The 26,524-nt window shown below is 67.7% G+C and carries 22 protein-coding genes and 4 tRNA genes; 14 read left to right on the forward strand and 12 right to left on the reverse strand.

Translation table 11 applies throughout. The features are described 5' to 3' along the window. The 4 genes from cas1 to cmr5 all read left to right on the forward strand — a co-directional run. A partial coding sequence (cas1, locus tag OA56_RS09990; RefSeq protein WP_461585076.1) for a CRISPR-associated endonuclease Cas1 occupies nucleotides 1-558 on the forward strand: 558 nt, incomplete at its 5' end. Further along, a complete protein-coding gene (locus OA56_RS09995; protein WP_461585078.1) occupies nucleotides 555-1,937 on the forward strand; it encodes a type III-B CRISPR module-associated Cmr3 family protein in 1,383 nt (460 codons plus the stop codon). The genes cas1 and OA56_RS09995, both read left to right, overlap by 4 nt. 22 nt (nucleotides 1,938-1,959) lie before the next feature. Beyond that, on the forward strand, nucleotides 1,960-2,874 hold the full coding sequence (gene cmr4, locus OA56_RS10000; protein ID WP_461585080.1) for a type III-B CRISPR module RAMP protein Cmr4: 915 nt from the start codon (nucleotides 1,960-1,962) through the stop codon (nucleotides 2,872-2,874). Between the two features lie 2 nt (nucleotides 2,875-2,876). Beyond that, entirely contained in the window at nucleotides 2,877-3,245 is a 369-nt protein-coding gene (cmr5, locus tag OA56_RS10005) for a type III-B CRISPR module-associated protein Cmr5 (protein ID WP_461585082.1), read from the forward strand. Between the two features lie 12 nt (nucleotides 3,246-3,257). On the opposite strand, the gene OA56_RS10010 is transcribed toward cmr5, so the two are convergent. Beyond that, nucleotides 3,258-3,431, reverse strand: a complete 174-nt coding sequence (locus OA56_RS10010; RefSeq protein WP_157287465.1) for a ribbon-helix-helix domain-containing protein — start codon at nucleotides 3,429-3,431, stop codon at nucleotides 3,258-3,260. Nucleotides 3,432-3,682: 251 nt separating this feature from the next. Here OA56_RS10010 and cmr6 point away from each other — a divergent pair, with 251 nt between their 5' ends. The 4 genes from cmr6 (at nucleotide 3,683) to OA56_RS10030 (ending at nucleotide 6,676) form a co-directional block, all read left to right on the forward strand. Next, nucleotides 3,683-4,894, forward strand: a complete 1,212-nt coding sequence (cmr6, locus tag OA56_RS10015) for a type III-B CRISPR module RAMP protein Cmr6 (RefSeq protein WP_157287463.1) — start codon at nucleotides 3,683-3,685, stop codon at nucleotides 4,892-4,894. After that, a complete protein-coding gene (cas6, locus tag OA56_RS10020; RefSeq protein ID WP_055424235.1) occupies nucleotides 4,891-5,769 on the forward strand; it encodes a CRISPR system precrRNA processing endoribonuclease RAMP protein Cas6 in 879 nt (292 codons plus the stop codon). Before cmr6 ends, cas6 begins: the two co-directional genes overlap by 4 nt. An 83-nt stretch (nucleotides 5,770-5,852) precedes the next feature. Continuing rightward, nucleotides 5,853-6,293, forward strand: a complete 441-nt coding sequence (locus OA56_RS10025) for an HI0074 family nucleotidyltransferase substrate-binding subunit (protein WP_055424234.1) — start codon at nucleotides 5,853-5,855, stop codon at nucleotides 6,291-6,293. Continuing rightward, entirely contained in the window at nucleotides 6,290-6,676 is a 387-nt protein-coding gene (locus tag OA56_RS10030; protein WP_072247988.1) for a nucleotidyltransferase family protein, read from the forward strand. The genes OA56_RS10025 and OA56_RS10030 overlap by 4 nt, the downstream gene beginning before the upstream one ends. Here OA56_RS10030 and recN read toward each other — a convergent pair. Both recN and OA56_RS10040 read right to left on the reverse strand, forming a co-directional pair. Continuing rightward, nucleotides 6,594-8,282 carry a DNA repair protein RecN gene (gene recN / locus OA56_RS10035; protein ID WP_055424233.1) on the reverse strand — a complete coding sequence of 563 codons (1,689 nt, stop codon included), beginning with the start codon at nucleotides 8,280-8,282 and terminating at the stop codon, nucleotides 6,594-6,596. The genes OA56_RS10030 and recN overlap by 83 nt on opposite strands. 20 nt (nucleotides 8,283-8,302) lie before the next feature. Further along, entirely contained in the window at nucleotides 8,303-9,184 is an 882-nt protein-coding gene (locus OA56_RS10040) for an NAD(+)/NADH kinase (RefSeq protein WP_028875062.1), read from the reverse strand. A 72-nt stretch (nucleotides 9,185-9,256) separates the two neighbouring features. Between OA56_RS10040 and hrcA the strand changes: the two genes are divergently transcribed. From hrcA to OA56_RS10055, 3 genes are read left to right on the forward strand one after another with little or no spacing between them, the layout of a single operon-like run. After that, nucleotides 9,257-10,282 (forward strand): heat-inducible transcriptional repressor HrcA, encoded by a 1,026-nt coding sequence (gene hrcA, locus OA56_RS10045; protein WP_461585102.1) that lies wholly within the window; start codon nucleotides 9,257-9,259, stop codon nucleotides 10,280-10,282. A gap of 10 nt (nucleotides 10,283-10,292) precedes the next feature. After that, complete coding sequence (gene hemH / locus OA56_RS10050; RefSeq protein ID WP_055424231.1) at nucleotides 10,293-11,387, forward strand: ferrochelatase; 1,095 nt, start codon at nucleotides 10,293-10,295, stop codon at nucleotides 11,385-11,387. Then, entirely contained in the window at nucleotides 11,384-11,776 is a 393-nt protein-coding gene (locus OA56_RS10055; protein WP_082438455.1) for a phage holin family protein, read from the forward strand. The genes hemH and OA56_RS10055 overlap by 4 nt, the downstream gene beginning before the upstream one ends. A gap of 5 nt (nucleotides 11,777-11,781) precedes the next feature. On the opposite strand, the gene recD is transcribed toward OA56_RS10055, so the two are convergent. The 7 genes from recD to OA56_RS10090 form a co-directional block, all read right to left on the reverse strand. After that, nucleotides 11,782-13,869, reverse strand: a complete 2,088-nt coding sequence (recD, locus tag OA56_RS10060; RefSeq protein ID WP_461585090.1) for an exodeoxyribonuclease V subunit alpha — start codon at nucleotides 13,867-13,869, stop codon at nucleotides 11,782-11,784. Next, nucleotides 13,866-17,531, reverse strand: coding sequence for an exodeoxyribonuclease V subunit beta (gene recB, locus OA56_RS10065; protein WP_461585091.1), 3,666 nt, complete (start codon nucleotides 17,529-17,531; stop codon nucleotides 13,866-13,868). The genes recD and recB overlap by 4 nt, the downstream gene beginning before the upstream one ends. Beyond that, nucleotides 17,528-21,136 carry an exodeoxyribonuclease V subunit gamma gene (gene recC / locus OA56_RS10070; protein ID WP_461585094.1) on the reverse strand — a complete coding sequence of 1,203 codons (3,609 nt, stop codon included), beginning with the start codon at nucleotides 21,134-21,136 and terminating at the stop codon, nucleotides 17,528-17,530. Before recC ends, recB begins: the two co-directional genes overlap by 4 nt. A gap of 192 nt (nucleotides 21,137-21,328) precedes the next feature. After that, nucleotides 21,329-21,405: transfer RNA gene (locus OA56_RS10075), tRNA-Asp, on the reverse strand. A 14-nt stretch (nucleotides 21,406-21,419) separates the two neighbouring features. Beyond that, nucleotides 21,420-21,495 (reverse strand) — tRNA-Glu (locus OA56_RS10080). 17 nt (nucleotides 21,496-21,512) lie between these two features. Further along, nucleotides 21,513-21,588: transfer RNA gene (locus OA56_RS10085), tRNA-Ala, on the reverse strand. A gap of 83 nt (nucleotides 21,589-21,671) precedes the next feature. Next, nucleotides 21,672-21,764, reverse strand: a tRNA-Ser gene (locus OA56_RS10090). Between the two features lie 126 nt (nucleotides 21,765-21,890). Here OA56_RS10090 and OA56_RS10095 point away from each other — a divergent pair. Beyond that, complete coding sequence (locus OA56_RS10095; RefSeq protein ID WP_072247987.1) at nucleotides 21,891-22,268, forward strand: hypothetical protein; 378 nt, start codon at nucleotides 21,891-21,893, stop codon at nucleotides 22,266-22,268. 49 nt (nucleotides 22,269-22,317) lie between these two features. Here OA56_RS10095 and OA56_RS10100 read toward each other — a convergent pair whose 3' ends face one another. After that, nucleotides 22,318-23,355: an aldo/keto reductase gene (locus OA56_RS10100; RefSeq protein WP_461585096.1), complete on the reverse strand. Its 1,038-nt coding sequence runs from the start codon at nucleotides 23,353-23,355 to the stop codon at nucleotides 22,318-22,320. An 80-nt stretch (nucleotides 23,356-23,435) separates the two neighbouring features. Between OA56_RS10100 and rlmM the strand changes: the two genes are divergently transcribed. Together rlmM and OA56_RS10110 are read left to right on the forward strand one after the other, a co-directional pair. Continuing rightward, nucleotides 23,436-24,500 carry a 23S rRNA (cytidine(2498)-2'-O)-methyltransferase RlmM gene (gene rlmM / locus OA56_RS10105; protein ID WP_141056322.1) on the forward strand — a complete coding sequence of 355 codons (1,065 nt, stop codon included), beginning with the start codon at nucleotides 23,436-23,438 and terminating at the stop codon, nucleotides 24,498-24,500. An 84-nt stretch (nucleotides 24,501-24,584) separates the two neighbouring features. Continuing rightward, nucleotides 24,585-25,916: a DEAD/DEAH box helicase gene (locus tag OA56_RS10110; RefSeq protein WP_461585098.1), complete on the forward strand. Its 1,332-nt coding sequence runs from the start codon at nucleotides 24,585-24,587 to the stop codon at nucleotides 25,914-25,916. 15 nt (nucleotides 25,917-25,931) lie between these two features. Here the strand turns inward: OA56_RS10110 and OA56_RS10115 are convergent. Beyond that, nucleotides 25,932-26,524, reverse strand: a 593-nt coding sequence (locus tag OA56_RS10115; RefSeq protein ID WP_461585100.1) for a TolC family protein, incomplete at its 5' end; no start/stop codon positions are given.

Consider the following 26,524-nt stretch of genomic DNA (forward strand, 5'->3'; position numbering starts at 1 on the left):
AAATTTACAGAAAAAAGGTTGCACAACCCCGCCCTGCCCCTCGACACCCTGCGCGGCTGCGAAGGCGCCGGTGCCGCGGCCTATTTCCCCGCATTTTTCCAAGCCTTTCCTCCACGCATCCGGCCTGCGGCACGGAACCGGCGCCCACCGCGCGACCCTGTCAACGCCACCCTCTCGCTCGGTTACACCCTGCTCTACGGCCTGGCCGTGAACGCCTGCTGGAGCGCCGGGCTCGACCCCGCCATCGGCGCCCTGCACGCTCCAGCCCACGGCCGGGCGGCGCTCGCCTGCGACCTCGTCGAACCCCTGCGCGGTCAGGTCGACGAATGGATCTGGCAACTCTTTCGTCGCGAACTCCTGCGCCCAGAGCACTTCGGCCTCGAAGGCAGCGGTGCATGCCTGCTCGGCAAAGCCGGTCGCGCCGTTTTCTGGCGCGAATGGGAATGGCGCAGCAGACGCTGGCAAAAGCTGCTCGATCGTTATCCCCAGCGCCTCGCCCGCGAGTTTTCCCAGCGCAGCCCCACTTTCGATCTCTTCGACGACTGGGAGTCCTCATGAACGACGCTCCCCATCCCACCCCCGATGCGCTCGACGCCTTCGGCCGCCCGCTCCTCATCCTGCCCAACGACGAAGTCACTGTCGCACTCGATGGTACCGAGCGCCTCATCCTGCGCACCCGCGATGGCAACGCCCGCCACGCAACCGGCCGCCGCGGCCGAGGGAGCCACCGCATGAGCACGAGCGTTTTCATCGAGCCGCTGGATGTGCTGTTCCTGCGCGGCAACAAGCTGTTCGGCGACCCGGGCAGTTTCGGCGAAGCGATGATCCCGCCCTGGCCGTCGGTCGCGGCCGGCGCGCTGCGTTCGCGCATGCTGGCCGACGCGGGCATTGATCTCGCCGCCTTCGCGCGCGGCGAGGTGGATCACCCCAGCCTGGGCACGCCGGCCACACCCGGCCCATTCACCGTCACCGGCTTTCATTTGACGCGTCGGCACGCCGATGGGCGCGTGGAATTGCTGATGGCGCCGCCGGCCGATCTGGTGGTGTTCGCGGCGGAGGGCGACCAGCCGTTCCGGGTGCAGCGCATGGCGCCGACCGCGCCCGCCGCCGGGCTCGCCAGCTCGGCCGAGCTGCCGCGGCTGCCGGTGCTGGCGCAGGCGGATCGGCACAAGCCGGCCGGCGGCTATTGGCTGACCGAAGCAGGTTTCGGGAAATATCTAGCTGGACGAGTGCCCGACGATGCCCAGATCGACTGGGTCAAATCGAACGCGCTGTGGCAGTTTGAGCATCGCGTCGGCGTCGGGCTGGACGCCGCGCAACGCCGCGCCAAGGATGGTCAGTTGTTCTCGATGCAGGCGGTGGCGATGCTCAAACGGGGTCACCGCCTGGACAGGCGCGACGAGAAAGAGCAGCCGATGGGGTATGACGTGGGCTTTCTCGCCACCGTCAGCGGCGCCGAGCCGCCGACCTCCGGCCTCGTGCGCCTGGACGGTGACGGCCGCGCCGCGGCGCTGCATCCGGTGAACGACTACCGGCTACCGGCGCCGGACTACGAGGCCATCGTCGCTGCCAGGCGTTGCCGGCTGCTGCTGACCAGCCCCGGCCTGTTCGCGGCCGGCTGGCTGCCCGCTGGCGCGAACCCTGACACCCGCCGCGCCGATGGCGCCATCCGCTTCGACCTGCACGGGGTTTCCGGCTGGCTCGTGTGCGCCGCCGTGCCGCGCGCCGAGGTGGTGTCGGGCTGGGACCTGGCGCGCTGGCTGCCCAAGGACGCGCTGCGCGCCGCGCCCGCCGGCAGCGTCTGGTGGCTCGAAGACCTCGACGCCCCGCCCGATGCGCTTCGCAAGCTTGCCGAAACCGGCCTGTGGCGCGAGCCCTGCGACGATGCCGCCCGGCGCGCCGAAGGCTTCAACCGCATCGCCCTTGCCACCTACTGACCACGCCCAGGGAGTTCTTTCAATGTTCCAGCAACACGCAGCCCTGTTTCTGTACGCCGTCAGCCCGGTCCACATGGGCGCCGGGCAGGCCATCGGCGTCATCGACAACCCGATCCAACGCGAGCGTCACACCGGCCACCCCTGCTTTGCCGGCTCCGGCATCAAGGGAGCGCTGCGGCATAACTTTGAAGCCATCGGCGGCGATCCCAAGCTGATCGCCCCCCTGTTCGGTCCGGAATCCAACAGCGGCGAGCTGCACGCTGGCGCTATTAGCTTCGGCGATGCCCAGCTCGTCGCGCTGCCGGTGCGTTCGCTCAAGGGCGGCTATGTCTACGCCACCTGCCCGCAGGCGCTGGCGCGGGCGCAGCGATTACTGACATTGAGCGGCGCCGCGGCGAGCTGGCCGGCGCTCACCGTCGAACCCGGCCACTGCCTGCTCGCCAATCCCACCCTGTTGTCGGGAGACAAGCTGCATCTGGAAGCCTTCGAGTACACAGCCAAGGTGAGCCAGCAATTGCCGGCGCTGTCGGCCGATCTCGCCGCCAGGGCGCTGCCGGCTGATCCCGCCTATGCGTTTTTCGCCGACAAGCTCAAGACCGATCTGGTGGTGCTGTCCGACACCGACTTCGGCTACTTCGCCGAGCACGCGATGCTGGTGGAACCACATGTGCGCATCGACGAGAACACCGGCACCGCCGCCGACGGCGGGCTGTTCTACACCGAGAACCTACCGCCGGAATCGCTGCTGATCGCGCCGCTCATGGCCAGCCAGACGCGCACCAGCAGGAAAAAGGATGAAAAAGAAGGCTGGGAAAACGATGCCAAAGAGGTGCTGATCAAGCTCACCAACCTGATCACTGCCAAACCACTGCTCCAGCTCGGCGGCGACGCCACCACCGGCCGCGGACTGGTGCTGGCCAAAGTGGTGGAGGGCTGAACATGGCGACGCTCGAACAACTGCGCGCGCAGGATGCGTGGACGAAGGCGGCTGACGGCATCGCCCGGCACGGCAAGGATTACGTAAACAACGCCAAAGGCCTGCCGGCGCTGATCATGAATTCCGGCCTGATGCAGGTGATGGCCTACCTCGAAGACAAGGGCGGGCGTCATCACACCCTCGCCCAGCACCTGCGACTGTGGCTGCAAGGCCGCTTTCGGCAACAGATCACCAACGCCGACTTCGAGCCGTTCATGCAGGCGCTGATGCATGCCACGCCCGCCGACTACCAGGCCATCACCGCCGAAGCCTTCGCCTGGTTGCGCTGGCTGCGGCAGATGGCGGCGGCGCGCAATGGCAACGAGGATTGACGCCGTGGCGTCTCAGGCCAGACCGAGCAGGCGCTGGTACGCCGCGCAGGTCAGCAATTCGAAGCCGGCCCGGCCGTGGCGGCGCAGCATCTCGCGCACCAGCTCGCTCTTGGTGCGGTGTGCCGCCGCCAGGCGGTTCGGCTCGGCGTCGAAGTCGTCATCGATGCGGATGGTTAGCGTAGTCATGACGCCCACCCGAATGGCACAGTAAACCCCATGTACGACAGACAATGTAGCGTAAAGGTGATTCGATGAGCATTGCTGCGGTTCCAAACTATCTCGGTACCGATTTCAGCGGTGCCTCGCCAGGGATGCGGTTCGGCATGTACTTGCCGATCTGGACGAACAGAGCTGATCAGGAGCAGGAAGTCAAAGATCGGGCTGCCAAAAAGAGCCGGGAGGGACAGGAAATTGCCGCGCTTCTGGAACGCCAGGGCATGGATGCGACCATTGCTCAACTCGCGCGCCAGGAGCGCAATCGCCTGCCAGGGCTATGGGAGAAAAATGACTTTGCCGCCCGCGAAGCTTGGAAGAAAGTCACACAGCTGACGCCCTCCGATCGCGCGGGCATGCACGCCCTGCACGTGCGCCAGCAACACCTGTTCGGCACGGTTCCGCCTGCCGAAGGGCTGTATCTGGACGCCAAGGCCACCGCTCCCTTCACCACGGGTCTTGGTAACGAGCATCCGCTGGAAAACGGCTTTGCCTTCCTGAACCCCTACGGCCTGCCCTATCTGCCCGGCTCTGGCGTCAAGGGTGTGCTGCGCCAGGCGGCGCGGGAGTTGGCCGGCGGCGAGTGGGGCAATACGCACGGCTGGCGGGGTGATGACGAAAAATCGTTTTCCGTCGTAATCCAGAAAAAGACCGTCGCGCTTTCAATGTGCGACGTGCTGTTCGGCCGCGAAACCCGAGATGGAGACGCCGAGCACGTCCGCGGCGTGCTGTCGTTCTGGGACGTGATTCCGCAGATCGAGGGCGACAGCCTGCACGTCGAGATCATGACCCCGCACCAGGGGCACTACTACCAGCAAAATCGCGATCGCAAGACCGGCGACAGCGTCTCGCCCCACGAATCCGGCCAGCCCATCCCGATTCCGTTCCTCACCGTGCCGCCCGGCTCCGGCTTCGCCTTTCACGTGGTCTGCGATCTGCCTCGCCTGCGCCGGCTGGCGCCTGAACTGGCGCAGGACGACCGGTGGAAAACACTGCTCACCGCCGCCTTCGCGCATGCCTTCGACTGGCTCGGTTTCGGCGCCAAAACCGCCGTGGGCTACGGGGCGATGCAGCGGGACACAGCCGCCGAAGCCGAATACCACCAGAAACTGCAGGCCGAGGAAACGAAAGCGCGCAAGCAGGCCGAGCTCGGCGCCATGACGCCCCAGCGCCGTCGCATCCAGGAATTCATCGACTACGCCGAGAAAGAACTGCAGCGTTCCCCTCGGCCCAAGAGCAAAATCGGGCAGAAAGACTACCAGGAAGCCCAGAAGCTCGCCAAAGACGCCCAAGCCCCCGAGTGGAGCCCCGAGGATCGCGCCGCCGCACGCAAGGCGATCGAAGACTATCTGCCGCGCCTTGCCGACATCTCGCTCAGGGATGTGCGCAAAAGACTCGAACTCGACAAGCTGGCCCCACCCCTCCCTTCCTCATGAGCCGGACGCCACTGCTTCGCTTCCGTGTGCCGGTGCGCTTCGCGCAAGCGCCCCAGGGGCGATTCCTCGGCAACGAGCTGCGCAGTGCCTTCGGTTGGGCCCTGCGGCGGCTGTCCTGCCTCACCGCCGCTCCTTCCTGCCAGGGGTGCCCGATTCGTCGCCGCTGCGCCTACGGCGTGGTCTTCGACCCCGAGGCTCCAAGCGCACCGCTGCATCCTTCCCTGCGCGACGGCATTCCTGCCTACGTGGTAGAACCCCCACCGTATGGGCCCAGCGCCACGCCAGATTCCGCCATCTTCGCTCTCACCTTGCTCCCGCCGGCAGTTCCCTACGCCAGCGCCATCGAACGGGCACTGCGCCGGGCCTGGGTCGACAATCCTCGCCTGCTTGGTGGCTGCCGGGCAAATGGGCCACTCGAACGCGAGACGCTCCCGCCGGCTGCGGAATCGGCCGACGAAGACACCGGCGAGCGCCTCGTGCTCGAATTCGACACCCCGCTACGCGTGGAACAGCACGGCACGGTCGTCGCCGACGCCAACCGGTTGCGCCCAGCCGACCTCGCCCGCCTGCTCGTGCGCCGGCTGCAGCAATGGGACCAGCTCAGCGGCGAGCGCCTGTCTCCCCTTGCGACCGACCCGGCCCTGTGGCAGGCGATCACGATCGAGACGCGCGGCCTCTTTCCCATCGACCTGCACCGCTACAGCCGCAGCCAAGGGCGCAGCCATCCCCTGGGAGGTCTCATCGGCCCCCTCGAAGTGCGTGGCCCCCGCGCAAACCTGCGGGCCCTGCTGCCGCTGCTACGACACGCCGAACCCTTGCATCTGGGCAAGCGCACCGCCTTTGGGCTGGGGCGATTTCACCTGCGCTGGGGCTAGCCATCCCTTCTGAACCGCCCCTGGCGGAAGTTGGCTACAATCCCCACCATGCCCCAGCCATCCCCGCCGCGAGACAAGACGACATGGCGTTGAACACCGAGCATCTGCGCACCACTCTGCGCGCCCTGGAAGCCGCCGTCGAGCGATTCCGCCATGCCGAAAGCGTCGGCAACGAGCTCGAGCGGGAAATCCTGCGCATGGCCATCGTCAAGGGGTTCGAACTCTCGCAAGAAGTCTGCTTCAAACTGCTCAAACGTCGGCTCAAGGAATACGGTCACACGGCCCGCCAGATCGAGAGTCTGCTTTTCAAGGACGTCTTGCGTCTGGCGGCCCGGCACGGTCTCTTGACCCTCGAAGAAACCGAGCGCTGGTTCGCCTATCGGGACAACCGCAACGATACCGCCCATGACTACGGCGAAGCGTTCGTCGCGGAGACGCTGGCGCTCATCCCCGATTTTCTGCGCGATGCCAGGGCGCTCGAATCACGCCTTACCACCGAACCGGGCGAGGATCGAACTCCATGACCGATCTTCCTTCCCTCGACCTGCCCGCCCGCTATCTGGACGAGGTCCGCACCCTTTTGCGGCGCCACGTTCCCGGCCATGAGGTCTGGGCTTACGGCAGCCGGGTGAAGGGCGACGCGCACGCGGCAAGCGATCTCGATCTGGTCGTGCGCGACCCGCTCGACCCGCAGCGTCCCTGCCCGGCGCTCCTGACGCTACGCCGCGCCTTGCGCGACAGCGACCTGCCGATCTCGATCGATGTGCAGGACTGGGCGCGCCTGCCCGAAACGTTTCGCCAGGAGATCGAACGGGGCTACGTCGTCATCCAGCAGGGGGAGGTTCCGTCTGGTTCATCCCCCGCCGCGCCAGCAGCTCCCGCGCGTGCTCGCGGGTCGTATCGGTGATTTCCAGCCCGCCCAGCATGCGGGCGATCTCCTCGACGCGGGCGGCCGGTTCGAGCGCTTCGACGCGGGTGTGCATGGCACCACCCTCTTCCTCTTTCCATACGCGCAGCTGCCAGTCGGCCCAGGCGGCCACTTGCGGCAGGTGCGTCACCGCCAGCACCTGGCGGTCGCGGCCGAGCTGCCAGAGCGAGCGGCCGACGATCTCGGCCACCGCGCCGCCGATGCCGACGTCGACTTCGTCGAAGATGAGCGTGGGCGTGTCGCTCGCGCGGCTGGCGATCACCTGGATCGCCAGACCGATGCGCGAGAGTTCCCCGCCCGAGGCCACGCGGGCAAGGGGCGCGAGCGCCTGGCTCGGGTTGGCGGCAACGCGAAATTCCACCCGCTCCAGGCCCGTGGCCGCAGGCTCGCCGGGCACGAGCGCCGCCTCGAAGCGCCCGCCTTTCATCGCCAGCGTCTGCATTGCCGCGCTCACTTCGGCCGAGAGCCATTCGGCCGTCTCGCGCCGGCGCTCGCCGAGCGCGCGGGCGGATTCGAAGTAGGCCGACTCGGCGGCGCGCGCTTCGCGCTCCAGCCGCTCGAGGTCGGCGCTCTCTTCCAAAGCGGCGAGGCGCTCGCGCCAGCGCTCGGCAAGGGCGAAAAGTTCCTCCGGCGGCACGCGGTAACGGCGGGCGAATTCGTCGATGGCGGCAAGACGCCGTTCGAGTTCGGCAAGCCGCGCCGGATCGAGCTCGAAGGCGTCGAGATAGCGCCGAAGGCTGGCGGCGGCTTCCTGCACGCCGATGCGCGCCTCGCTCACCAGCTGCACGGCTTCGGCCAGGCGGGCGTCGTAGTCGAGGCTGCCGGCGAGCGCGCGTTCGGCCTGCCCCAGCAATCCTTGCGCCGAGGGTTCGTCTTCGCTGAGCAATGCCGCCGCCTGCGCCACCTGTTGCAGCAGCTGCGCCGCATGCGCGAGCCGCCGGTGTTCCTGCTGCACTTCTTCCCATTCGCCGGGACGCAGCGCCAGCCGCTCCCACTCCTGCAGCTGCCACAGCAGACGCTCGCGCTCCTCGCCCAGGCTCGCCTGCCGCTCGCGCGCCTGAGCAAGCCGTTCGCGTGCCGACTCCCAGGCGACGAAACGGCGCCGCACCTCCTCGGCGAGCGCCTCGGCTCCGGCGAGCCGGTCGAGCATGCGCCGCTGCACCGCGCCTTCGAGGAGCGCGTGGTGGGCGTGTTGGCCGTGGATGTCGGCGATCCAGGCACCGAACTCGCGCAGGGCCGCCGCTGGCACCGGCACGGCCTCGATCCACGCACGCGAGCGGCCAGAGCGCTCGATGTTGCGGCGCAAAAGGATCGTGTCGCCCTCGGCCTCAATGCCGTGCGCCTCGAGCCAGGCACGCGCCTCCGCCGCTGGCGGCAGGGTGCATTCGAGCGCCACTTCGGCCCGTTCGGCTCCCTGGCGAATCACCTCGGCGCTGGCGCGCCCGCCGAGCAGCAGATCGAGCGCATCGAGCAGGATGGACTTGCCCGCGCCGGTCTCGCCGGTGAGCACGCCGAAGCCGGGCGCGAAATCGAGCGCCAGCTCGCGCACCAGCACAAACTCGCGGATGGTCAGGCGAACGAGCACTTCCTCCCCCTTGCGCCGCCTCAGCCGCGAGGCAGTGCGCTCCAGTGCAGTTTCTCGCGCAGCATGGCGAAATAGCAGTATTGCCGCGGATGCAGCAGCCGCACGCCGCGCTGCGCCCGCTGGATGCGCAGCACGTCGCCCGGCAGCATCTCGATGCGCCCCTGCCCGTCGAAATGCACGTCGGCCATGTGACCCGGCAGGAGTTCGATTTCTATGGTACAGCGATCGGGTAAAGTGACCGGCCGCGCCGTGAGCGCGTGCGGGCACAGCGGCACTAGGGCGATGCCGTCCACCCCGGGGTGCAGGATGGGCCCGTTGGCCGAGAGCGCGTAGGCGGTGGAACCGGTGGGCGTGGCCACGATCATGCCGTCGGAGCGCTGGGTATAGACGTAGGCGCCATCTACGGTGAGGCGGAATTCGATCATCCGTCCCAAGTCGCCCTTGTTCACCACGATGTCGTTGAGGGCATGGCTCGAGGTGAGCACCTTGTCGCCGCGCAGCAGCTGCCCCAAAAGCATGGAGCGCACTTCTTCCTGATAGTCGCCCGCGAGGATCTCGGCGAGCCGTTCCTGCGCCTCGTCGCGCGGGATGTCGGTGAGAAAGCCGACCCGCCCCTGGTTGATGCCCACGAGAGGCACATCGTGATGGACGAGATGGCGGGCGGCGTTCAACATCGTGCCGTCCCCGCCGACGATCACCGCCAGGTCGATCTGGGTGCCCAGGCGCGCGTAGGGCAGCGCGGGGAAAGGAGCGCAGTTGCCGAGCGAACTCGCCGTCTCCGCCTCGATCAAAACGTGATAACCTCGTTCGTGCAGAAACCGCGCCGTCTCGACCAGCGCCGCGGCGACTTCCGCCGATTGGTGCTTGCCGATCAAACCGATGGAGGTAAATGGATTCGCCATGCCCCGGATTATTCCACAACTCGGCCACGATCGGCGCCGTCGCGCGGCGAACTTCCGGAGGGAAGCGCCATGATGCTCGACCCGCGCAGCCGCATCCTGCTCAAGACGTTGATCGAACGCTACATCGCCGAAGGACAACCGATCGGTTCGCGCACCCTGTCGCGCGCAAGCGGTCTCGACCTGTCTCCGGCCACGGTGCGCAACGTGATGAGCGACCTCGACGAGCTGGGGCTCGTCTATAGCCCGCACGCCTCGGCCGGGCGCGTGCCCACGGCCAAGGGGTACCGCTTCTTCATCGACGCGCTGCTCACCGTCGCCCCGCTCGAAGACGAGACCCGCGCCGAGATCGAGGCCAACCTCCAGCCCCACCAGCCGCAAAAGCTCCTGCGGAAAGCCTCCGAGCTGCTCTCGGAGCTCACCCACTTCGCCGGCGTCGTCATCGTGCCGCCGCGCGACCAGGAGCGCGTGCGCCAGATCGAGTTCGTGCCCTTGAGCGGCAACCGGGTGCTGCTGATCGTCGTCACCCAGAGCGGCGACGTGCAAAACCGCCTGCTGCACACGCCCCGCCCCTTCAGCGCGGGCGAGCTCGAGCAGGCGAGCAACTTCCTGAGCAGCCGCTTCGCCGGCCACACGCTCGACGAGATCCGCACCCACTTGCGCGACGAACTGGCCAAGCTGCAAGACCACGTCTCCGAACTCATGCGCCTGGCGCTCTCGCCCACTACGCTCACCGACGAGGACGAAGACTGCCTGGTGGCCGGCGAGACGAACCTGCTCGAAGTCGACGATTTCACCACCAACATGCAGCACCTGCGCGAACTCTTCCGCCTGTTCGAGGAGCGCACGGGGCTGCTGCAACTCCTCGAGCTCGCCCAGCGCGCCCGCGGCGTGCAGATCTTCATCGGCGCCGAATCTGGGCTGGAGGAGCTCGAAGGCTGTTCGGTGATCACCGCCAACTATACTTTCGACGGACGCATGCTCGGCTCGATCGGCGTCATCGGGCCCAACCGCATGGCCTACGACCGCGTGATTCCCATCGTCGAGCTCACGGCGCAGCGCCTGTCGCAAGCGCTCGCCGCCACCGCCGAAGAACGCTGAAGGAGCCTGCATGGCCCGTTACGCCCCCGAGCCCCCCTTTCGCCACGACCGGCCACAACGCACGGGCGTGCTGCTCGTCAATCTCGGCACCCCTGCCGCCCCCACCCCGGAAGCCGTGCGTCCTTTCCTGCGCGAATTCCTCTCCGATCCGCGCGTCATCGAGCTGCCGCGCTGGCTGTGGCAGACGATTCTGCACCTCTTCATTCTGCCGCGCCGCCCCAAGGCGAACGCGCAGAAGTACGCCAGCATCTGGCTCGACGAAGGCTCGCCGCTCGAAGTCTATACCGAGCGGCTCACGCACGCGCTGGAATCCCATTGGACCGAGCGCGGGCGCGAACCGCTCGTGCGCTGGGCCATGCGCTATGGCGAACCGAGCGTGGCCAAAGTGCTCGCCCGCATGAAAGAAGAAGGTCTGCGACGCCTGCTCGTGGTACCGCTCTACCCCCAGTATTGCGCCAGCACCACGGCTTCCGTGTTCGACGCCGTGGCCGCCGAGCTCATGAGATGGCGCGACGTGCCCGAGCTGCGGCTCGTGCGCCACTGGCACGACGACCCCCGCTACATCGAGGCGCTCGCGCAGACGCTGGAAACCCACTGGGCGCAGCATGGCCGCCCCGACAAGCTGATTCTCAGTTTCCACGGCATGCCGCGGCGCACGCTGGAACTGGGCGACCCCTACCACTGCGAATGCCACAAGACGGCGCGGCTCGTGGCCGAGCGGCTTCGGCTCGCCCCCGACCAATGGCTCGTCACCTTCCAGTCGCGCTTCGGGCGCGCCCGCTGGCTCGAACCCTATACCCAGCCCACCCTGGAGCGGCTCGCCCGCGAGGGAGTGGCGCGCGTCGATGTCCTCTGCCCCGGCTTTGCCACCGATTGCCTCGAAACGCTGGAAGAGATCGGCATGGAATGCCGCACCGCTTTTCTCGAGGCCGGCGGCAAGCAATTCCATTACGTCCCCTGTCTCAACGATTCCCCTTTCTGGGTCGAGCGCTTCGCCGCCCTCCTCGAAGACCACCTCGGCCAGTGGCCCGACCGCACACCGGCCACGGACGAAGAACAGCAGGCACGCCTCGCGCGGGCCAAGGCTATGGGAGCAAAACAATGAAACCCGGATTCTGGATGCTCATCCAGTGGCTGCTCAACGCGGTGGCGCTGATGGTCACCGCCCAGCTCGTCGACGGCATCTCCATCACCGGCTTCGTGCCGGCGCTGGCAGCAGCGCTGGTGCTCGGCCTCATCAACCTCTTCCTCAAGCCCGTGCTCCTCATCCTCACCCTGCCGGCGAGCATCCTCACGCTGGGCCTCTTCACCCTGATCCTCAATGCGCTGCTCTTCTGGGCCGGGACGGGTCTGGTGGCCGGTGTGGTGGTCGAAGATTTCTGGTCGGCCTTCTGGGGCGCCCTCGTCTATAGCATCCTCACCTGGATCGTGTCGCTGGCGCTGTCACCGCGCGGCACCGACACCATCGTGATCAAGATTCAGCGCCGCGACTGAACGAGTCACAAAGGCGCTTCCAGCCCGGACGAGCGCAGCACCCGGCGTGCGATCGCCGCTTCCAGCATGGCCCCACCCGACGGATCGACGAGGGTGAAGCGCGAGCGGGCGCGGGTGATGCCGGTGTAGACGAGCTCGCGCGTGAGCACGGGGCTGGGGACATCGGGCAGCACCAGCACGGCATGGCCGAACTCCGAACCCTGCGACTTATGCACGGTGAGGGCGAACACCGTCTCCACCTCGGGCAGGCGGCCGGGCAGCACCCAGCGCAGTCCAGCGGCGGCGGCAAAGGCCACCATCAGCCGCGGCGCCTTTCCCTCGGGGCCGGGCAAGGCGAGCGTCACCCCCACGTCGCCGTTCATGAGGCCCAGGGCGTAGGAATTGCGCGTCATCAGCACCGGACGCCCCTCGTACCATCCCTGCTCGTCGGGCAGCAGCCCCGCGCGACGCAACCAATGAGCGATGCGCCGGTTCATTTCTTCCACCCCCCAGGGCCCCTCGCGCACGGCGCACAGCACCTGGAACCCCCCATAAGCCGCGAGCACCGCCCTTGCCCAGTCGTCCCAGGCTGCCGGCGGTGCTTCGGGCGGCGGGCGACGCTCATGCAGGTCACGCAGATAGAGGGCATGACCCGCTGGGCTTTCTTTCGTGCCGCAGACGAGCCGGCGCAGCGCCTCGTCCTCCTGGCTTTGGGGAACGAGGAGCGCCACGGTTTCGGATGCCGGCGGAACGGGCGCGGCCAGGGCGCGATCCCCTTCACCCAGCGCGTCCGGATCGCCCGCGAGGGTCCCTCGCAGAACCCTCCGCGCCGCGGCCGCATCGCCCCGATTGACCGCCGCCGCGAGCTGGCCGATGGCGCTCTCGGCAGCGAAGCGATGGCTTTGGCGCAGCATGGCGATCGCCTGATCGAGCGCCGTACCCTCGGGATCGACGTAAACGGGGGCATCGGATGGGCCATTCTCTGGGGCGAATCCCTCCGGAAGTTCCGCTCCGACCGTCTCGCGTAACCAGGCGATCGTCTCGGGCGTATAGTGCCCCTCGTCGGCGCGCCGGCACAGACCGCCGAGCACGGCACCGGCCTCGACGGAAGCGAGCTGGTCCTTGTCGCCGAGCAGCACCAGCTGCGCCCCCCGAGGCAAGGCCCGCAGCACGGCCGCCATCATTTCCAGATCGACCATCGAAGCCTCGTCGATCACCAGCACGTCCAGCACCAGGGGGTCGGCCTCATCATGGCGGAAGCGACGCGACCCGGCGCGGGCACCCAAGAGACGGTGCAGCGTCGAGACGTTTCTCGGCAGCGAATCGCGGATTCGTTCGCCCTGCGGCAGCGCCTCCCACGGCAGCCGTTCGAGCGACTGCCCGATCGATTCGCTCAGCCTCGCGGCCGCCTTGCCGGTGGGCGCAGCGAGCCGGATGCGCAGCGGCGCCTCGCCCCGCCCCGGCAAGCCCCCTTGCAGGGCGAGCGCCTGCAGCAAGGCGATGAGACGCACCACGGTGCTCGTCTTGCCCGTGCCGGGACCGCCGGTGATCAGCGCAAAGCGCCGCCGCAGCGCGAGCGCACAGGCAAGCCGCTGCCACACGTCCCCCTCGCCCACAGGGAAGAGCGTCTCGAGGATCGCTCGCACCGGCTCCGGTGCGAACGGCACGGTTTCCCGCACCCGCGTAAGGATCCCCTGCCGCACGGCACGCTCGTTGTCCCACTGGCGGCGCAGATAGAGGCGATGCGCCCGACGCACGAGCGGCGCTGCTTCTTCCTCCTCCTCCCCCTGTTCCACCAGGTCGGGGCAGTCGAGTTCGGCGAGCCAGGTTCGGAGCGAGATCCCCTGAACCGCCCCCGCCGGCGTCGGCAACCCGCCCGCATCGCGCAACGGGATGGCCAAAGTGAAAACCGGATCGTCGGCAAGCGCAGCGAGATCGAGGCACACGTGGCCGCGCCCCAACTGGTGGCTCGCCAAGGTCGCGGCAAGGATCGCCTGCGGCGGTGCCTTCGGCACTTTTCCCTGCAGAAACCGCGCAAAGGCCACATCGAGCGGCCGCAACCAGCCATCCTGCACCCAGCGCGCCAGATCGTCGCGCAGATCTGCCTCGTTCATGTCAGTCTCCCGCCGGGGCCATCGAGGAGATCGTCGAGCCCGTCGAGCAGCGGCGCCGTGGCTTGCTCGAACAGCACTCCTTTGGCCGGCCCGTGGATGCCGCGCAGGAAGAGCAGCCCCGCCCCGCCCAGATGGCGCTGCGGTTCGTAATCGGGCAGGCGCACGCGCAGGTGCCGGTGCAGGGCATGCAGGTAAAGGGCGTATTGCAGGTCGTAGCGCCCCTCGAGCACGGCCGCCTCCAGGGCCGTCCGCCCGTAGGCGGCGTCCGTCGCCCCCAGGACGTTGGACTTGTAGTCGAGCACGTAATGGCGCCCCTCCCAGCAAAAGACGAGGTCGATGAACCCTTTGATCATGCCCTTGATCCGCCCCGGCGTCAGCCTCGGGCGCTCCGCTCCCTTCAAGGTGTGCCGCTGCACCAGGGCATCCAGCGCATCGATGCGGGTCTCGGGCACCGAGAACCAGAATTCCATCTCTGGCAGATAGTCGGAAAGCGTGGCCAATTGGCACGTCCCCCCTCCCGGCAAAGGCAGATTAGCCTGCATCACCGTCAGGAGCCAGTGGGTGAGCAGCTCGACGTGCGCCGTCCAGCCGCGCACCGCGCAGCGCCGCGCCACCTGGTCGCGCAGCCGCATCCCGCCGTCGGCGCACACCGTGGCAAACCCTTGGCGTGCCGCCCATTCGAGCAGACCGTGGAGGAAGGTGCCGGTCGCCGCTCCCGGCGGCAGGGCGTGGATCCCCGTCGCCGGCACCGTCGGCCCCGGTGGGGGCGCATGGACGAGCTCGCGCACCTTGGCTTCGTCCGGTGTCTGCGGGTCGGCCGCAAGCGTGCTGCGCAGTCCCGAGTAGCTGGAGATCCCCCACGAGGCGAAGATCCGGCGGCGCGGCGTACGCGCCGGCCCCAAGGTGATTCCTTCCCCGTCCGCCGGCAGGCGTTCCTCGCCAGGAACCGGCACGGGTGCGATCACGAGGAAATCGCATCCCTCGGCGAGCGAGTCCAGCTTCTGGCGCACCTCCGGCACGGAATCGCCCTGCCGCACGCCCAAGGCATAGCCCATGGCGCTCGCGTGCAGGTTCTCCAGCGCCCCCACGCCGATCCATGTGGCGAAACGCGCCCGGGTGAGCGCCACGTAGAGCTTGCGCAGATCCTCGGCCAGACGCTCGCGCTCGGCGCAGGCCAACGCCGTTTCGTCAGCACGGAGCGATACCTGCCGCCGCCCCGCTTCATCGTGCCAGACGAGGGGCAGATCGTCCTTCTTGACCTGCCGGAACGAACAGGCGAAGGGCAGGAAGACGAGCGGATACTCCAATCCCTTGGCCTTGTGCACCGTCACCACCTTGACGAGCGCCTCGTCGCTCTCCAGGCGCAGCTGCCGCTCCTCGGCGCCCTGCCCACCGTCCTGGCGCGCCTCGGCCAAGGCGCGGATGAGGGCATGTTCGCCGTCCAACCCGCGGCTCATCTTCTGCAAGAGCTCGCTCAAGTGCAGCAGGTCGGTGAGCCGCCGCTCGCCGCTGTCGCCTTCGGGCGTCTCCCCCGCGAGCAGTCGCGCGGGCACGTCGAAGTCATGCATCAACCGGCGCAGCATGGGCAATACCCCTTGCCGCCGCCACAGATCGCGATAACCGAGAAAGCGCGCCACTTCCGCTTCCCAGGCAAGGACATCGCGCTCCAGCACATCGATTTCTTCCCATGACCGCCCGAGCGTGGCGCTCGCCAGGGCCGAGCGCAGGCGCGCATCGTTCTGCGGCTCGGCGCAGGCCTCGAGCCAGCGCTGCAGGTCGGCCGCCGCGGGGCTCGCGAACACCGAGCTGCGCTCGGAGAGATAGACGCTGCGCACGCCGCGCCGCGCGAGCGCCGCGCGGATCAGCCGCGCCTCTTCGCCCGTATGCACCAGCACCGCCACGTCGGCGGCCCTCACCGGTCGCATCGTCCCTTTTGCCGGATCGACGAACCCTGCCCGCCCTTCCCGCCCCAGCCGCAGCAGGCGCACGATCTCCTCGGCGCAGCCGTGGGCGAGCAGGTCGCGGTACTCCTTGACACCGAGCGGCTCCGTCGCTTCTTCCCCTTGCACCCACCACGCCATGAGCGCCGGCGGCTCATTCTCCTCGCAGACGAACTGCTCATTTAACCCATTTGCCTCCGCCCGCAGGAAAGGCAGAAGATCCTCTCCCTCGGCGGTTCTGAAGAGGAAGGCCCCGGCCTCGCCTTTTTCCTGCGCATTCACAAAGACGCGATTGACCGCCTCCACCATCGCCCGAGTCGAGCGGAAATTGCGCCGCAGGGTGTAGCGCCGCTCGCCGCAGGCCCGGCGCGCTTCGAGATAGGTGTAGATGTCGGCGCCGCGAAAGGCGTAGATCGCCTGCTTGGGGTCGCCGATGAGGATGAGGGCAGTCTGCGGGTCGTTCTCCTGCGGCGCATAGACCGCCTCGAAGATACGGTACTGCACCGGGTCGGTGTCCTGGAATTCATCGATGAGCGCCACCGGGAAGGACTGCCGGATGCGCGCAGCGAGCCGGGCCCCGTTGGGCCCGCGCAGCGCCTGGTCGAGACGGGTGAGCAGATCGTCGAACCCCAGCTGCGCCCGCCGCCGCTGCAGCACGGAAAAACGCTGCGCCACCCAACGCGCCGCATGCCGAAGGATGCTCGCCTTCCCCTGCTCGCGCAGCCGTTCGAGCTGCGGATGCAGGTTTTCTAGCGCATCGATCGCCTCGTGCCTCGGCGCCTCGCCGCTCTTCCACATCTCGTCCAAACCGGTGCGCGTCAAACGACCCCAAGCTTTTTTGGACAAATCCGGCGCCTCCGCCAAAGGATCGTCGCGCCATCGAGCCAACGCCGCCAGCCAGTCCTGCACGTAGTCGGCGCGCAATTTCCGCCCGTCGATCTCCTTGCGATTGTGCGCCTCATCAAAGAAGGTCTGCAACTCGGGCACCCATTTCCCCCACGGAGCTTTCGCTTCCCTCCATTGCCGCCGGACTTCTTCTGCCACCTCTGCCGGCTCTGGCCCTTCTTCCAGTTCACCGGCCAACGGCAGCAGCCGCGCCAAAGCTCCTTGGAATTTCTCCGGCACGAAGGCGTCCTTGAACCAGCCGCGCAACAGCGCCAGCGATTCGGTCGGCAGCGGCATGAAAAACTCCCGCCAGTAGTCGCGCACCGCCTCGAGCAGCAGATCGTCGGGCTCCGTCTCCAGCGTCTCGCTAAAGAGGCTACCGCTGTCGAAAGCGTGCTCGCGCAGCATGCGGTGGCACCAGCCGTGGATGGTGGAGACCGCCGCTTCGTCCATCCACTCCGCCGCCGCCTGCAGCCGGCGCTCACACCCCGACCAATCCTTTGCCGCATATTGAGCACGCAATTCGCGCAGAAAATCGTCCACCCACTCCGGGGCAGCCTCTGCGGCCGGATGGCCGAACCAGCGCGCCGCCTCGCTCAGGCGCCGACGGATACGCTCACGCAACTCCTTGGTGGCCGCCTCGGTGAAGGTCACCACCAGGATCTCGGGCGGCGTGAGCTCCCGGGAGAAAGCCTCCTCCCCGCCGTGTCCCAGCACCAGGCGTACATAGAGCGCGGCGATGGTGTAGGTCTTGCCCGTGCCGGCGCTCGCCTCGATCAGGCGGCTGCCCCATAGGGGGAAACGCAGCACATCGACTTCATTGGCCATTTCCGTCATGCCCGCGCTCCTTTCTTCTCCTCCTTGGCGGCCTCCATGTGCTGCAGCAAAGGCGCGAGCAGCACTTCGACCCAGTGCTCGAACTCGCCGCTCGCGCGCAGGGCGGCGAACGTCGGCCAGGCACGCGCCAGGTAGGGATCCCGGTCACGCTCGCCATCCGTCCTGCCGTCACCTTCGTACACCCTGCGCGCCGCCTCCCACGCTGCCTCCTCGCCTTTGGCCCTCGCTTGCCACCACGCCACCGCCGACTCCACGGCGAAGGGCAGCGGCCGGCGCATGCCCTCGGCCCAGGCGCACAGCAGCGCCGCGAGCGGCTCGGTTGCGTCCTCCTCGGGCAGCAGCGGCCCGAAGGTATAGTCCCCCTTGAGGCTCAGGACGACCGTCTGCGTCGGTCCGACCCCGGCATTGGCCGCCAGATGCTGCACCCAATAGTCCACCAGGCGGTCCTGACGGTATTTGTTGTCTTTCACGAGATCGCTCGGTGAGATCAGCACCCGCGCCCGTTCGCCCCCGTCGTTGCGGCGCCATTCCCCCAACCAGTCGGCAAGCTCCAGGCCGCCAGCGGCAAAGCGCACCTCTTCGCCGCCCGCGATTTCCTGCGGCCAACGTTGCAGCGCTTCCCGATAGCGCGCGAAGAGCTCGTCCATCCCCTCCTCGAGTTCCGTCGCCCACAGCGCCCCCAGCCCCCCGGCAGGCAGCACCCCCTGCCGACGAATGCGGCCGATCGCCGCCGTTCGCGCCGCAGCCACGTCCCGTCCCTGCCGCAGGGCCGCGCGCTGCGCGTCGATCACTTCCTGGCGCAGGCTCCACCGCGTCAAGCCATCGAGCGCGAAGGGCTCGGCCTCTTCACTGCCCGGATCCTCCAGTTCGAGGAAGACTTTGAGACGGTCGCGCAGAAAGGTCCGCACCGGGTGGCGCAGGAACTGCGCGAGTTCTCGCACCCGCAGCGGCTCCTCGAGCGAAAGCGGCTGCAACGGCGCGGAAGCAGTCGGCTTTTCTCCCTCACGTCGCGCACGCCATTCGCGCGCATACGTAAAGAGCGCGCCCTGCCCCGGTTCGGGCGGAAAATAGGCCGGACTGAACGGTTGCAGCCGATGCTCGGTCGTGAGCGCCGCCAGCAAATCCTCCCCCCGCACGGGCGCTTCATTTCCCGTCCAACGCCCCGTCCAGCCCGCCGCCAGGTGCTCGCGCAGCTGCGCCACCAGCACGGAAGGCGGCTGCGGCGCATTGTCGGTGATGCGACGCCCCACCCAGGAAACGTAAAAGCGCTCGCGTGCCGACAGCAGCGCCTCCAGGAAGAGATAGCGATCGTCCTCGCGCCGCGAGCGGTCGCCCGGACGATAATTGCGCGCCATCAGGTCGAAGTCCGATGGCGTGCGCGCGCGCGGATAGTCCCCGTCGTTCATCCCCAGCAGATAGACGTGCCGAAAGGGGATCGCCCGCATCGGCATCAGGGTGGCAAAGATCACCCGTCCGGCGAAGAATCGCTGCGACAGCCCCTGCGCCTCCACCCCCTCCAGCCACGGTTCGCGCACCACCGAAAGCGGCAAGGATTCCTCCAGCCCCGCGGCCGCGCACGCGTCCACCCATTCCTGCAGGGCCGTCTCCAGCCGCATCAGGGTGACGGTTTCCTCATCGTCCCCCGCGGCGAAAAAGCGTGCGAGCAACGCCTGCAGCCGCCCGCCCCACTCGGTCGGCGTGGCCGGTTCGCGCAGCTGCTGCCACGCCGTCTCCAACGCCTCCAGTACATCCGCCAGCGGTCCGACGAGCTCCGCCTCCAGCCCGCCGACCTCCGCGAAGGGCTCGATCCCCTTCCAGGCTGGCGCATCGCCCGCCGCATAGCCGTAGAGCATGCGCTCGAGACCGAACCGCCAGGAATTCTGCCGCAGCCACTCCCCGCCTCCCCGCTCGCCCAGACCCAGGTCGCGCCGATGCTCCTCGTTCAGCCCCCAACGGATCTGCGCTTCCTCCACCCAGGAACGCAGGCGCGGCAGCGCCTCATCGTCGATCCCGAATCGCCGGCGCAGTGCCGGCACTTCCAGCAGATCGAGCACCTCGCCCACCCGTGCCCGCCCCTGCGGCAGATCGAGCAGGATCTCCAGCCCCTGCAGCAGCGGATCGCGGGCGCGCAGCCCCTGGTCGGCGAGCGAAAACGGGATGTGGCGCGGATCATCGGGTTCGATCGCACCGAACACCGCCTCGATGTGCGGTGCATAGGCCTCGATGTCCGGCACCATCACGATCACCTCGTCGGGGCGCAGCGTCGGGTCCTCGTCGAAGGCCGCACGCAGCTGATCGTGCAGCACCTCCACTTCCCGCTGCGGCCCATGCGCCACGTGAAAGACGAGGGAACGGTCGTGATCGAGCGCCACGCTCGCCCCCCGCTCCCGCGTTTCGGCCAGGGGACGCAATTCGAGGATGTCTTCCTGCAGCTGCTGCAGCAAAGTTTTCGCCTCCGGCGCCTCGAACCAGTCGAGCCGCCCGCCGCTTCCCTCCACCTTCCCCGCGTAGCGCCGGCGCACCGCCTCCTCGTCGAACTCGTCGAGCAGGGCGATGAAATCCCTTCCCTGCTTGCCCCAGGCCGCGAGCAAGGGGTGACCGTGGCGATGAAGCTCCTCGTCCGGAATGAAATCGGGCTGCCCCTCGCGCCGCTGCCGGCGCTGCCGCCATTTCTCCTGCTGCCGCAATAGCTCGCGCCCATCGACCACGTCGGCCCAATGGTAACGGCAAGGGTTGTGTACGAAGAGCAGCACCGGAATCCAGCGCCCCAGTGCCGCCAGTGCCTCCACCCACTGCTGCGGCAGGCTCGAAATCCCGAAGACGACGAGCCGTGGTGGCAGTCCAGGCGGAGGCGCTCCCTGCCAGGTTCTGACCGCTTCGAGGAAGGCCGAGTGCACGCTTGATCGCGCCGTACGCTCGGCACCCGGCTCGGTACGCGCCACGTCGGCACACAAAAGGCGCCACAGCGCCGCCTGCCAGCGCTGCCCCTCTTCGAGTGGAGATTCCTTGCCGTGCGCGTCGCGCAGCACATCCCGACCCGCGCCCCAGTCCTGCAGCCAGTCGGCGCGATAGACCTGATACTGGTCGAACAGCTCGGCGATGCGCGCCGCCAGCTGATCGCGCTTGCGCAGCGCCCGCTCCTCGCTCACCCGCCGCCGCAGCTTTTCGCCCGGCGCGCCCCCCTTGGCCTGCGTTTCTTCCGCGAGGAAACGGCGCAGTGGCTCATAGACCGGATCCTTCGGTAAACCTCCGAGCAAGCGCAGCAGGCGCCAACGCAGCAAGGGGAGATCGAAGGGCGAGCGCTCCGGCACCGCCTCCGCCCCCAGCACGGCCCGATAACAGCGCCACAGGAACGTCGAGGGCAGGGAAAACTCCAGCGCCGCCGCCACGCCGCAGCCCCCTTCGTTTGCCCCCGCAGCCAGCGCGAGCCGCAGCCACTGCGCCATGGCGTTGCCCTGCACGAGGAAACACTCCGGCACGAGCGGCGGCAGCGGCTCCCGCCCCAGCCAGGCCACCGCCAGCCGGCGCAGGTTCTCGAGCCGGTTGCCGTGAAAGATCAGGAATCCCCCGCCGGATGCCCATGCGGCACCGCCCGTCTCGCCCATCGTCCGTCCCCCACTCCAAGCCACGGCGGTTTGCGCCGATCATGCCTGGCAGCATAAATCGCCGCGCGGATGCGCGCAAGCATCCGCGAGCCGCTCCAACGGTGGCCTTTTCTCGCCGTCATGAGACGTTTGCCGTGTCGCTTCGTCACGTAGACGCAAAAAGCGGGCACGAAGCCCGCTTTTTGCAAGAACTGGCGGAGTGGACGGGACTCGAACCCGCGACCCCCGGCGTGACAGGCCGGTATTCTAACCGACTGAACTACCACTCCGCACTCGTAAACCCTGGCGTCCCCACGGGGATTCGAACCCCGGTTACCGCCGTGAAAGGGCGGTGTCCTAGGCCTCTAGACGATGGGGACCCGTCTTGACCCTCAACTGGTGGAGGTGAGCGGAATCGAACCGCTGACCTCTTGCATGCCATGCAAGCGCTCTACCAACTGAGCTATACCCCCGCAGCAGAAGAGCGCGCATGGTAGCAAAAAAACCATTCACTGTAAACCGGTTCCGCACGCCTTGCGGCATTGCCAATGAAACCTGGCGGAGAGGGCGGGATTCGAACCCGCGTGCCGGTTTTACCCGGCCATCCGATTTCGAGTCGGCGCCGTTATGACCGCTTCGGTACCTCTCCTGAAGCATAGAATTATAGCCAGCTCGCCAAAAAAAATCCATACTCTCGCGCGCGAGGCCGCCCCGGCATAAAGTTTTCCGCGGCCATGCCGTTAACGCCTTCACCTGCTCCCGCAAGGAAGACCCGATGCCCCGCCGATCCCTGCCCTTGCTGCTCCTTCTGGCCGCATCGCTGGCGGGCTGCGACGCCTTCTACGACGCCATCGGCCTGAACGACGCCAAGAAGGCAGAGGCCGAGGCCAAGGCGATCGGCGCCGCGTGCCGGCACGCCGGGCGTTCGCTCGAAGACTGTTACGCCCTCAATCCCAACGCCTCGAAAGCGGCGATCTTCGAGGGCTGGCGCGAAATGAACGACTACATGCTGCAGAACAACCTGCGCGAAGTACCACCGGTGTTCGCCCCCACCGAGCCGCTCAAACGCTCACAGCCCATCATCCCCAAAGCGGAGAACGTTCCCGGACCGTCCGTACCCGCCACGCCGGCACCGGCTGCACCGGGGCGATGACCCCCGGGCGGGAACGCCCCTTCAGCGCGGCAGCATCCTCCGGCCCCGTTCAAGGCGCCGGGTTCGTGTAGCGAAGGTGGATTTCGTCGATGCGCGCGAGCACCTCCGGGCTCGGGCGCCAATCCCAGGCCCGGAGGTTTTCCTCCAGCTGCTCGGGGCGGGTGGCCCCGATGATGGTGCTCGTCACGCAGCGGCGATGGTAGACCCAGCCCAGCGCGAGCGTGGCCGGGCTCACTCCCAGCTCGCGCGCAAGCTGCGCGTAGGTCTCGACCGCCGGTTGGACATTGGGCTTGGCGTAGCGCTGTCCGAAGTTGGCAAAGCGCGTCAGGCGCCCCTCGGCCTGAGGATCGGCAAGGTATTTGCCGCTCAAGAGGCCAAAGGCGAGCGGCGAATAGGCGAGCAGTCCCACCCGTTCGCGGAAGCAGACTTCCTCCAGACCATACTCGAAGGTGCGGTTCATCAGATGATAGGCGTTCTGGATCGAGACGATGCGCGGCAAGCCATGCTCTTCGGCCAGGCGCACGAACTGCATCACACCCCAGGAATGTTCGTTCGAGACGCCGACATAGCGGATCTTCCCCTCCTCGACCAGCTTGGCGAGCGCTTCGAGCTGGGCGAGGATCGGCACCGTCGGCCGCTCCTTGTCCGGATCGAACCGCCAGTCCCCGAACATCGGCTGGTTGCGGTCCGGCCAGTGCAGCTGATAGAGATCGACGTAATCGGTCTGCAAGCGCCGCAGGCTGCCTTCGATCGCCTCGCGCAGATTGCGCTCGTCGAACCCGCTGGGACCGCCGCGAATCCAATTCAAACTGCGTGCCGGGCCAGCAGCCTTGGTGGCCAGGATCACCCGATCGCGCGGCTTGCGCTTGAGCCAGGTGCCGAGAATGCGCTCCGTCGCACCGTAGGTTTCGGCGCGCGCCGGCACGGGATACATCTCCGCCGTGTCGTAGAAATTGACCCCGGCCTCCCAGGCGCGATCGAGCAGCGCGTGCGCCTGCGCCTCGTCGTTCTGCTCCCCGAAAGTCATCGTCCCCATGCAGATCGCCGACACCTGCAAGGCGCCATCCCCCAGCGTGCGATACTCCATTGCCGTTCTCTCCTTCGTCGAAAAGCGCGCCGCCGCCGGCGCACCGCGGTATCATTGCCGTTTCATCCGTAGTGTACGCCATGCATTCCCCGCCGCAAGGGCTGATCGCCCTCACCCGCCCAGGTTTCGAGCCCGAAGTCGCCGTCGAGCTGCGCCGCTGGGCCGAGACCCACGGCATTCCCGCTGAAGTCACCATGCAGGTGCGCAGCGGCTACGTGCTGCTGGATGCCCACGCCCCGTTGCCGGACGACCTTCCCCTGCCCTCCTGGCGCGAGCTCGTGTTCGCCCGCGAGTGCATGCCCTGGTTCGACCGGCTGGCGCTGCCCGAACGCGATCGCGTGCGCCCCCTGGTCGAGAACATCGAGCACCACCACCCCCGCACGCGTTTCTCTGCCCTGCGTCTTGCCTTTCCCGACAGCGACGAAGGCCGCCCCCTCTCCGGTTTCTCCCGCCGACTGCGGCCGCACCTCGAGGCGGCGCTCGCCGATGCCGGCAAATTCGCCGAGCGCGCCCGCGAAACCCTCGTCGTTTTCTTTCCCTCCTCGCGCGAAGCCTTTTTGGGCAGCGCCCCCTCCAGGCTCCTCTCCCCCTGGGAGAACGGGATCCCGCGGCTGCGCCTGCCAGCGGCAGCGCCCAGCCGCTCCGCGCTCAAACTCGCCGAAGCGCTTCTCGTCCTGCTCGACGAAGACGAGCGCACCCGCTGGCTGCGCCCCGGCATGAAGGCGGTGGACCTGGGCGCCGCTCCCGGTGGATGGACTTGGCAAATGGTGCAGCGAGGTCTGCGGGTGAGCGCGATCGACAACGGCCGGCTGGATGCGCGGCTCCTCGCCTCGGAGCTCGTCGACTGGCAGCGCGCGGACGGCTTTACCTGGCGCCCGCGCGGTCGCGTCGATTGGCTGCTGTGCGACATGGTGGAGCAGCCCAGCCGCATCGCCGAACTCGTCGGCCGCTGGTTCGCCCAGCGCCTGTGCCGTTACGCCCTCTTCAACCTGAAACTCCCGATGAAAAAACGCCTCGAAGCCTTGGAAGACGCCCGCAAACGGCTGCAGCGGCTCACGCGCGGGGCCGACGGCATCGAACTGCGCTGCAAGCAGCTCTACCACGACCGTGAGGAAGTCACCCTCTTCGCCAGGGCGATCTCCTGAACGCGCTGCTGCCGATCATCCGATGCCGGCGTATAATTTCTTGCTTTCACCATTTTCTTCCGTTTCTGGAGCGCACGACCTCCGATGACCTTCTCCGAGCTTGGGCTTCTGCCTGAACTGCTTTCCGCCGTCAACGACCTCGGTTACACCGAACCCACGCCGATCCAGACCCAAGCCATCCCGCGCATCCTCGCCGGCAAGGACCTCCTCGGCGCCGCCCAGACCGGCACCGGCAAGACTGCCGGATTCACCCTACCGCTGCTGCAGCGCCTGGCGCCCCACGCCAACACCTCGGCGAGCCCCGCCCGCCACCCCGTGCGCGCGCTCGTGCTCGCCCCCACGCGCGAGCTCGTGCTGCAGGTCTATGAATCCGTGCGTCAATACGGCAAATATCTGCCGCTGCGCGCCGCGGCGATCTATGGCGGCGTGGACATCAAGCCACAGATCGAGGAACTGCGCCGCGGCGTGGAGATCGTCGTGGCCACTCCGGGGCGGCTGCTCGATCACCTCGAGCAGAAGACCATCCAGCTCAACCAGGTCGAATTCCTCGTCTTCGACGAGGCCGACCGGATGCTGGACATGGGCTTCATGCCCGACATCCGCCGCATCATGGAGCGCTTGCCGCGGGAACGTCAAACTGTGCTCTTCTCGGCCACCTTCTCGCCCGAGATCAAGAAACTCGCCCAACAGCTGCTGCACGAGCCGGAAACGATCGAAGTGGCGCGGCGCAACACGGTGAGCGAGACCATCACGCACCGCGTCGTGCGCTGCGAGGCCGCACACAAGCGCGACGCGCTCGTCGAGCTGCTGCAGCGCCATCCCGGTCAGGCGCTCGTCTTCGTCGACACCAAAATCGCCTGCGGACGGCTCGCCTCGCTCCTGCAGCGGCGCGGCATCCAGGCCGAGGCGATCCACGGCGACAAATCCCAGCAGCAGCGTTTCGAGGTGCTCGAGGCATTCAAGAATGGCTCGCTGCGCGTGCTCGTGGCCACCGATGTCGCCGCCCGGGGGCTAGACATCGAAGAACTGCCCTTCGTCATCAACTACGCCCTGCCCTCCAACCCCGAAGACTACGTGCACCGCGTCGGACGCACCGGCCGCGCCGGACACGAAGGCTTGGCAATCTCGCTCGTCGATGCGAGCGAAGAGGAGCGGCTGCAGGCGATCGAAAAGATGCTCGGTCGCCCCATTCCCGCCGAAACACTGGAGCCCCCGCCACGCGAACGGCGCGCCGAGCCCGCCCGCCGCCGTACCGAGCGCAGCGGACGCGCGCCCGACGGTTTCGACTTCTCCCGCCCCTACGAGCCCAAGGCCGGCGCAGCGCTTGCCACGACGAAGCAGCAGCCGGAGGCACGTCGCGCAGGAAGCAAGAAAGCGGTGGCGGTGTTGCTGGGAGGCAGCGGACGCGCGCAGTGAGGCGACGAGGTCGAATCACCGCGGCGTTCCTTTCATTTCCGCTACGTCCAGGCGATCCCATCTTGCCTGCCGCTGCACCGCTTCCAACCGCTGCAGCGCCTGATCCACCTCACCGGTGGCTGCCCATAACTCCACGATCGAACCCAAAAGCTCGAAGGCCGCGCTCACCCACTGCATTTGTACCTTGGCCAGATCCTGCTCCGCGTTGAGGACATCCACGTTGTTGCGCATCCCCACCTGCACTCCCTTGCGGGTGGCCGCGAGCGCCTGTTCCGCCGAACGCATCGCCTGATCGAGCGCCGTCACCCGCTCCAAACCGAAGCGCACCCGAGAATAGGCATTCGTCGTGACGGTGACCAACTCGCGCCGCCGACCGTCGAATTGCGCCTGCGCTTCATCCTGCGCCGCCAGCGCCGCCCGCACCGAGGCATTCACTCCTCCGCCCGAATACAGTGGAATCGACACCTGCACTGCCACGTTGGTGGTGAGATACTCCTCGCCGATCGTCGTCACGCTGTCGCTGCGAGACAAGGTTCGGCTCGCCACTGCATCCACCGTCGGCAGATGTCCCGCCTTCTGCGGTTGTGCAACCTTTTTTCTGTAAATTT

The sequence above is a fragment of the Tepidiphilus sp. HLB4 genome, assembly GCF_054823945.1.

Coding starts and splice junctions, on each gene's coding strand:
- recC (WP_461585094.1), bottom strand. CDS start 21,136: ATGGGCGAGACGGGCGGTGCCGCATGGGCATCCGGCGGGGGATTCCTG.
- OA56_RS10025 (WP_055424234.1), top strand. CDS start 5,853: ATGGCGTTGAACACCGAGCATCTGCGCACCACTCTGCGCGCCCTGGAA.
- OA56_RS10110 (WP_461585098.1), top strand. CDS start 24,585: ATGACCTTCTCCGAGCTTGGGCTTCTGCCTGAACTGCTTTCCGCCGTC.
- hemH (WP_055424231.1), top strand. CDS start 10,293: ATGGCCCGTTACGCCCCCGAGCCCCCCTTTCGCCACGACCGGCCACAA.
- cas6 (WP_055424235.1), top strand. CDS start 4,891: ATGAGCCGGACGCCACTGCTTCGCTTCCGTGTGCCGGTGCGCTTCGCG.
- OA56_RS09995 (WP_461585078.1), top strand. CDS start 555: ATGAACGACGCTCCCCATCCCACCCCCGATGCGCTCGACGCCTTCGGC.
- rlmM (WP_141056322.1), top strand. CDS start 23,436: ATGCATTCCCCGCCGCAAGGGCTGATCGCCCTCACCCGCCCAGGTTTC.
- cmr4 (WP_461585080.1), top strand. CDS start 1,960: ATGTTCCAGCAACACGCAGCCCTGTTTCTGTACGCCGTCAGCCCGGTC.
- hrcA (WP_461585102.1), top strand. CDS start 9,257: ATGCTCGACCCGCGCAGCCGCATCCTGCTCAAGACGTTGATCGAACGC.
- OA56_RS10040 (WP_028875062.1), bottom strand. CDS start 9,184: ATGGCGAATCCATTTACCTCCATCGGTTTGATCGGCAAGCACCAATCG.
- recB (WP_461585091.1), bottom strand. CDS start 17,531: ATGACGGAAATGGCCAATGAAGTCGATGTGCTGCGTTTCCCCCTATGG.
- OA56_RS10100 (WP_461585096.1), bottom strand. CDS start 23,355: ATGGAGTATCGCACGCTGGGGGATGGCGCCTTGCAGGTGTCGGCGATC.
- OA56_RS10010 (WP_157287465.1), bottom strand. CDS start 3,431: ATGACTACGCTAACCATCCGCATCGATGACGACTTCGACGCCGAGCCG.
- cmr6 (WP_157287463.1), top strand. CDS start 3,683: ATGGATGCGACCATTGCTCAACTCGCGCGCCAGGAGCGCAATCGCCTG.
- OA56_RS10095 (WP_072247987.1), top strand. CDS start 21,891: ATGCCCCGCCGATCCCTGCCCTTGCTGCTCCTTCTGGCCGCATCGCTG.
- recD (WP_461585090.1), bottom strand. CDS start 13,869: ATGAACGAGGCAGATCTGCGCGACGATCTGGCGCGCTGGGTGCAGGAT.
- cmr5 (WP_461585082.1), top strand. CDS start 2,877: ATGGCGACGCTCGAACAACTGCGCGCGCAGGATGCGTGGACGAAGGCG.
- OA56_RS10030 (WP_072247988.1), top strand. CDS start 6,290: ATGACCGATCTTCCTTCCCTCGACCTGCCCGCCCGCTATCTGGACGAG.
- OA56_RS10055 (WP_082438455.1), top strand. CDS start 11,384: ATGAAACCCGGATTCTGGATGCTCATCCAGTGGCTGCTCAACGCGGTG.